The 7159-nt window shown below is 50.4% G+C and carries 5 protein-coding genes; 1 reads left to right on the forward strand and 4 read right to left on the reverse strand.

Going from position 1 to position 7159, the window contains the following annotated elements; translation table 11 throughout:
- Positions 1-121: 121 nt before the first annotated feature.
- From B2067_RS02795 to fadB, 4 genes are all read right to left on the reverse strand, one after another.
- Entirely contained in the window at positions 122-2014 is a 1893-nt protein-coding gene (locus B2067_RS02795) for an oleate hydratase (protein ID WP_301387369.1), read from the reverse strand.
- A gap of 263 nt (positions 2015-2277) precedes the next feature.
- Entirely contained in the window at positions 2278-2667 is a 390-nt protein-coding gene (locus B2067_RS02800; protein WP_301387370.1) for an IS110 family transposase, read from the reverse strand.
- Between the two features lie 280 nt (positions 2668-2947).
- Positions 2948-4123 carry an acetyl-CoA C-acyltransferase FadA gene (fadA, locus tag B2067_RS02805; protein ID WP_301387371.1) on the reverse strand — a complete coding sequence of 392 codons (1176 nt, stop codon included), beginning with the start codon at positions 4121-4123 and terminating at the stop codon, positions 2948-2950.
- A gap of 25 nt (positions 4124-4148) precedes the next feature.
- Positions 4149-6296 carry a fatty acid oxidation complex subunit alpha FadB gene (gene fadB, locus B2067_RS02810; RefSeq protein WP_297530549.1) on the reverse strand — a complete coding sequence of 716 codons (2148 nt, stop codon included), beginning with the start codon at positions 6294-6296 and terminating at the stop codon, positions 4149-4151.
- A 333-nt stretch (positions 6297-6629) separates the two neighbouring features.
- Between fadB and B2067_RS02815 the strand changes: the two genes are divergently transcribed.
- The coding region (locus B2067_RS02815; RefSeq protein WP_301387372.1) for a hypothetical protein at positions 6630-7159 on the forward strand (530 nt) is incomplete at its 3' end.

Here is a 7159-nt window from a genome sequence, read left to right on the forward strand (position 1 = left end):
AAGTAGTTCGGTCCAAGTAGTTCGCCTAATTCGTAGCCTATAACGAAGTTTTCGACTACCTCGCCTCAGTCGGCAAATTTGAAGACAAAAAAAATCAGGCTTTCCCTCTCAACTTGACTGTCTAAATTCTCCACTTCTGTTTTACATTCTGAAGCCATTGATCAAGCTCAGATTTCCACGAGTGAGCATGCTCTTCTTCAGGCAAAGGTGGGAGGATATGAGCAAAATACGTGTTGTCCAATAACCGGTGAAGAATACGTTCTCCCGGAAAAGGTTTTCCGTTATTAAGTGCTCTGGCACCTTTCAGAAGATGACGGATGTCATACTGCGTCGGGCTGATATCAGCAACACGCTTGGGGATACCCAGCAACTGATAAACGCCAATTCGTGCTGTTCGCACCGAGCTCTCCATCGTAAAAACGACGTCATTGTTCGTCTCTACAAATTGACCAACCAACGCCAGATTACGACAACCATCAGGAACGACGCGTGGACGATCTCCCGCAGCGCGAGGCATGAACTCTGCTGTGATGTATGGCATAAAAGCCGTCCGCACCTTAGTAGACGCCTCAATATCCTGTAACTCATCTTTCAACCCAAGATGATAGCTAAGCTCCTGCAGAATGTCGCGACCGGTACATTCGCGCATCGGTTTACTGACGAAATCACCCGGTACATCAATACGCAGAGCATATACCCAAGCCACTAACACATCTTCCGGTTGGTCACGAAAGTGCGGCTGTCGATTAAGTGTGACGCTCATAACCCAGGCAGAATCGGTAAAGGTGATAATGCCGCCTGTTACAGTACGGCCTGAATATGGGTCATTTACTGAGAGTTCGGCGAATTTCTCTGTCAGAACTGATGGAGAGCAAGTCAGTGTTGCCGAAATCCACGCAGAGCGATCCGTATCACCGACGAACTTATCAGGCTGACCAAATCGCGGCGACCGACGTGCCAGGTTCTGCCACAGCTCCCAGTCGCTTCCTGGCCCAGGCTCATGAACTCCCCGAGCGGAGCGTGCAACCGTATCCATATCACCATAACCCGATCCTTCAGTCATTGATCCGGTCAAAGCAAACACCAGGTCATCATCAGCGACCTCGATACGCTCACCATCTCCATACAACAGGCCGGTAACCGTCAGCTCTTCACCTACCTCACTGAACTCAAGATCACGGATTCGTTCCTGCGTAACAAACTGGACGCCTTTTGCTTTCAGCATAGTTGCCAATGGCAGAACAAAGCTCTCGTACTGATTGTATTTAGGGAATACCAGCGCGGACATGTCGTTCAAACCATCAATTGCATCCAGAAAACGATGCATATAGAGCTTCATCTCCAGCAGGCTATGCCAATTCTGAAAGGCAAACATGGAGCGCCAGAAGAACCAGAAGTTCGTCTCAAGAAAGCTCTCTGAGAAATATTGTTCAATGGTGAGATCATTGAGATCTTCTTTACGTTTCAGAAGAAGCTTCAATAACTCCCACTGGTGCTTCTTGCTCAAACCAAAATCACTGAAATCCCGAATCGTGCCGCACTGATGCATCAAGCGCGCACGAGAATAATTTGGATCAGCATCGTTCAACAGACGGTATTCGTCTAACACGCTGAAACCTTCTGGTAATTCCAGCGCCGGCACCTCCTGAAACATGTCCCAGAAGTTGTCATAATTCCAATTCATTTCACGACCGCCGCGGATAAGATAACCCTCTTCAGCATTACCCGCACCATCCAGTGAGCCACCTTCTTTAGGCAAGCTCTCATAGACAGTAATATTAGCAGCGGGCATGTGCCCATCGCGGATCAGGTAAAACGCCGCCGCCATACCTGCAATACCACTACCGATAATATGCGCCCGGCGTTTCTCAACACCGGCGGTTGGTAAAGGCCGGAAACGCATGTAAGGACCCGTCATATCCGGAGGGGGAAGAGTATTACTGGCTGAATTGCTCCAATACCCGGAGGTGGCATCTGCCTCGGTGGTAGCGTTGCGGGGGGTTGAACCTGTCATCTTACTCTGCACCTGCAATAGTGATTTCTCATGCAAGATAGCAGACAGGATGGAATACTTTATTGACTTCAGTCAGTCGATTGGCCCACTGAGACACATATGTGTTCCGTGAGAGTTACCTCACTTTCACAGCTACTCGCTCTGATATTGCATACCAAGCAGGATGGAGCACTCTGAACTGCCGGATGCATAAATGCTTGAGCAAAGAAAACCCTCCTCTGCGAAGTAACTCAGCAACTCATCCCCTGCAGCTTCATACTCACTCAAGGTAGCTCCCTGACTCTATGTATCGCCTGTAAATCCAACTGCTCCTGTGACTTCACACTCACTGCTGGAATATTCGGTCTGACCGCCGCTTCGGCAATGGCCTGGGCATCCCTTTGATCGTTTTTATGCATCTGAACAAACGGTTTTACGTACGCTGGATGTATTACCTTTACAGCATGCCCCAAAGATTGAAACTGTCTCGCCCACCAATGTGCGCCAGAGCAGGCTTCTATCGCCACAAGAGCGTTCGGTTGCTGGCGAATGTAATCTAATAACTGGCTACGCTTCAGCCTTTTCGAAATAAGCTTCTTGCCATTTGCATCATTGATATGAACCTGAAAGATCTGTTTAGCCAAATCAATGCCAATCGTATTAAACTTGCTCATAGGTGGACCCTCTTTCTTCGATGCCGGTTTGATGTTGTGCAATCTCATCATGGCACAAGGGGGACGGGTCCATCTCATTTCCTACAAATCCCCGCCCTCCCCCAAATCTCAGGCACAAAAAAACCGGCCAAGTGGCCGGTTCTTTTTGTAACGCTGGAGGGCGTAGCGAGCGCCGCTAAGACAAGGCGAAAGTAGCAGAGGAAGCGCAGTGTACACGTAGTACATGAGCATACCGAAGCTACTTTCAACGCCGTATTAGCAAGCGCAGTAGCCCGTCAGATTACATTTTTTCCCAGACAGTCGCGATACCCTGACCAAGACCGATACACATAGTGCTCACACCGTACTTACCGTTGTTCTGTTCCAGAACGTTGATCAGCGTGGTTGAGATACGTGCACCAGAGCAGCCCAGTGGGTGACCCAGGGCGATTGCGCCGCCGTGGATGTTGATGCGATCTTCTGCGATGTCTTTCAGCTTCAGGTCTTTGATGCATGGCAGTGACTGTGCTGCGAACGCTTCGTTCAGTTCCCAGTAGTCAATGTCAGTAGTTTCCAGGCCTGCACGCTTCAGTGCTTTCTTGGTCGCTGGAACCGGGCCGTAACCCATGATTGCAGCGTCAACACCGGCAACGGCCATGCCCACGATACGTGCGCGTGGCTTGAGGCCCAGTTCCTGAGCTTTTTCGTAGCTCATCAGCAGCATAGCTGCAGCGCCGTCGGTGATCTGTGAAGACGTACCAGCAGTTACGGTACCGCCTTTAGGATCGAACGCTGGACGCAGACCAGACAGGCTTTCTGCAGTGGTTTCTGGGCGGATAGTTTCGTCTTTAGTCACCAGTACTTCTTTGCCGTCTGCATCGTGACCGTACATAGGTACGATTTCGTTCTCGAACTTACCTTCCTGAGTCGCTTTGTGCGCCAGGCGGTGTGAGCGAGCTGCGAATTCGTCCTGCTGTTCACGAGTGATGCCGTGCATTTTACCCAGCATTTCTGCAGTCAGACCCATCATGTTGGATGCTTTTGCAGAGTACTTAGACGCTTCTGGGTTGTGGTCGAAACCGTGCTGCATGTCGACGTGACCCATGTGCTCCACACCACCAACAACGAATACGTCGCCGTTGCCAGTCTGGATAGCCTGCGCCGCAGTGTGGATCGCAGACATGGCAGAACCACACAGACGGTTAACAGTCAGTGCGCCTGCTTCTTTAGGCACTACAGTCATCAGACCGATCTGACGAGCAACGTTAAAGCCTTGCTCTTTAGTCTGGTTAACACAGCCCCAGATGATGTCTTCGACCAGTGCTGGGTTAACGCCTGGGTTACGCTCAAACAGAGCGTTGATCAGGTTGGCAGAGATGGTTTCTGCACGTACGTTGCGGAATACGCCACCTTTGGAACGACCCATAGGTGAGCGCACTGCATCTACTACAACTACGTCTTTTGGATTGTAAGACATGGTTTAAATTCTCCTGGTGCGCTTATTAACCGAAGTAGCTTTCGCCGTTCGCTGCCATTTCACGCATGCGATCGGTTGCTTTGTACAGATTGCCGAGGTGAGCGTACTTGTCGCACAGTGCAACGAAGTCAGCCATGCCAACGGAATCCATGTAACGGCATGCACCACCACGGAATGGAGGGAAGCCGATACCGAAGATCAGGCCCATATCTGCTTCAGAAGCAGTGTCTACGATGCCTTCTTCGATGCAGCGTGCAACTTCGATACACATTGGAATCATGCAGCGTGCGATGATTTCTTCTGCGTCGAATTCTTTTGCGTCGGCAACCACTGGCTTGATCAGCTCATAAGTTGTTTCATCAACAACTTTCTTAGGCTTGCCACGCTTGTCGGTTTCATACACGTAGAAACCTTTGCCGTTCTTCTGGCCGTAACGTTCGTTTTCGAACATCACGTCCATGGCTGACTTGAAGTCTGCCTTCATACGGTCAGGGAAGCCTTCAGCCATCACTTCGTTGGCGTGAACGCCAGTGTCGATACCAACAACGTCAAGCAGATAAGCAGGACCCATTGGGAAACCGAATTTCTCCATCACTTTGTCGATCTTGGTGAAGTCGCCACCGTCACGTACCAGGCCAGCGAAACCAGCGAAGTAAGGGAAGAGTACACGGTTAACCAGGAAGCCTGGGCAGTCGTTTACAACGATTGGGGTCTTACCCATTTTCTTCGCGTAAGCAACAACAGTAGCAACCGCTTCTTCTGAAGTTTTAGAACCACGGATAACTTCAACCAGAGGCATCATGTGCACTGGGTTGAAGAAGTGCATACCCAGGAAGTTCTCAGGACGCTTCAGGTCTGCCGCCAGCAGGTCGATGCTGATGGTAGAGGTGTTAGAGGTGATGATGGTGTCTTCAGTTACCTGATCTTCCAGGTCTGCCAGTACAGCCTTCTTCACTTTAGGGTTTTCAACAACAGCTTCTACAACTGTGTCTACGTCACCGAAATCGCCATAGCTCAGAGTAGGACGAATGCGGTTCAGCGCTTCACCCATTGCAGCCGGCTTCATTTTCTTCTTCTCAACGCGCTTGGCCAGCAGCTTGTTGGCTTCGTTCAAGCCCAGCTCGATACCTGCTTCGTTGATGTCTTTCATCATGATTGGGGTGCCTTTCAGTGCAGACTGATAAGCGATACCGCCACCCATGATACCTGCGCCAAGTACCGCAGCCTTGTTAGTAGGCTTGGCTTTCTTGTCGTAGTCTTTTGCTTTTTTCTTCAGCAGCTGGTCGTTCATGAACAGACCGATCAGAGCGTTGCTCTCTGACGTTTTAGCCAGCTGAGCGAAACCTTTTGCTTCTGCTTCCAGAGCTTTGTCGCGTGGCGAGTTAGCTGCTTTCTGCATAGTTTTGATCGCAACGATTGGCGCTGGGTACTGACCTTTAGTCTGACCAGCAACGAAACCTTTCGCAGTTTCGAATACCATCATGCCTTCCATCGCGTTGAGCTTCAGCTTAGCTTTCTTCTCTTCGCGACGTGCCTGCCAGTTGATCTCACCTGCGATTGCAGACTTCAACATAGCAACGGCTTGTTCGTGCAGCTTGTCAGCAGCAACAACTGCATCTACTGCGCCGTCTTTCAGTGCTTTGTCTGGACGGTTTTCAGCGCCCATGCAGATCCATTCGATGGCGTTGTCTGCACCGATAACACGTGGCAGACGAACGGTACCACCGAAGCCAGGCATCAGGCCCAGTTTAACTTCAGGCAGACCGACCTTGGCTTTGTCAGACATGATGCGCAGGTCTGAAGCAAGGCACATTTCAAAACCACCACCCAGTGCGATACCGTTGATCGCTGTCAGAGTTGGTACTTCAAGATCTTCGAATGCGTTGAAAATCTGGTTGGCTTCGAGGGTCCAGGCAGCGATTTCTTCTTCGCTACGCTTGAACGTTTCGCCAAATTCGGTGATATCCGCACCTACGATAAATACGTCTTTGCCAGAAGTAACAAGAACACCTTTAACGTCACTGTTGCCCTGGATTGCTTTAACAGCAGCGTCCAGATCTTCAATAGTTACGCGGTTGAACTTGTTAACTGATTCGCCCTGCAGATCGAATTTCAGTTCGGCGATTCCGCCGTCGATCAGGGTTACCGTGATGGCTTTACCTTCGTAAATCATCAACTGATCTCCACATGGTGGTTAGCTGTTGGCAGTCAGATACCCGTTTGGATACCGCGCCGGTTGGTGAAACAAGGCTCAATTGCTTAAAAAGCAAACAATTCATACGAGCGTTTGAATCTGAGAGGCACACCTTCCCAGAGAGGCGCATGAAAGTCAATAGATCACGCCAGATTCAGAATCAGGGCATGTCGGGATATTGACGTTCATAGACCTTTAGCACCGCTGCCGATCAGGCCAGAATTGTTACCCTTTGTAAGCGTCTATGGGCTGGATTGTAAGTTAAGAATAAACTGACGGGATTGCTTGTTAGAAAGTCACCAGAGACACATTATGAACAAGACCCGCGTTACCCTTTTTGTTGTCAGCCTTATTTTCAGCCTTCGTGCTCTTGCCTCAGACCCTGCAGACATCCACGCGCTGAAGGTTCAGGTAACCAATGCCATGGCCAGCTTTTATATGTATCAGGGCCTGGATGCGGATCTGAAGTATGCCAACCGGATCGATGAGTCCATGGCCTCAGCGCATGCAGCCGCCAGTCGTATTATCAGCGGCACAGAAGAAGAGATTTCAGCCGATACCGCAAGCCAACTTGTGAAACGCTGGGACTATTTCAACAGCCTGATGGCTGCTAACCGCAAAGATATTGTGACCCGCGGCTACCCGGATATGCGTCTGGTGAACGACATGGGCGACGCTTGCCTGGCATTAATCACTGCGGCGGATCAGCTAGACAAGACCGGCGACGTCAGTGAGGTTACCCGCCTTGCCCGCGCCCTGGCCTTCCGTATGTCTGACATAACGTCTCAGTACACAGGTCGGGGAACGAGTTATCTGGGGCAAGTATTCGTCGGGTATCAGGA

The organism is Thalassolituus sp. UBA2590, assembly GCF_002339775.1.
Taxonomy (GTDB): domain Bacteria; phylum Pseudomonadota; class Gammaproteobacteria; order Pseudomonadales; family Oceanobacteraceae; genus Thalassolituus.

Coding starts and splice junctions, on each gene's coding strand:
- B2067_RS02795 (WP_301387369.1), bottom strand. CDS start 2,014: ATGACAGGTTCAACCCCCCGCAACGCTACCACCGAGGCAGATGCCACC.
- B2067_RS02800 (WP_301387370.1), bottom strand. CDS start 2,667: ATGAGCAAGTTTAATACGATTGGCATTGATTTGGCTAAACAGATCTTT.
- fadA (WP_301387371.1), bottom strand. CDS start 4,123: ATGTCTTACAATCCAAAAGACGTAGTTGTAGTAGATGCAGTGCGCTCA.
- fadB (WP_297530549.1), bottom strand. CDS start 6,296: ATGATTTACGAAGGTAAAGCCATCACGGTAACCCTGATCGACGGCGGA.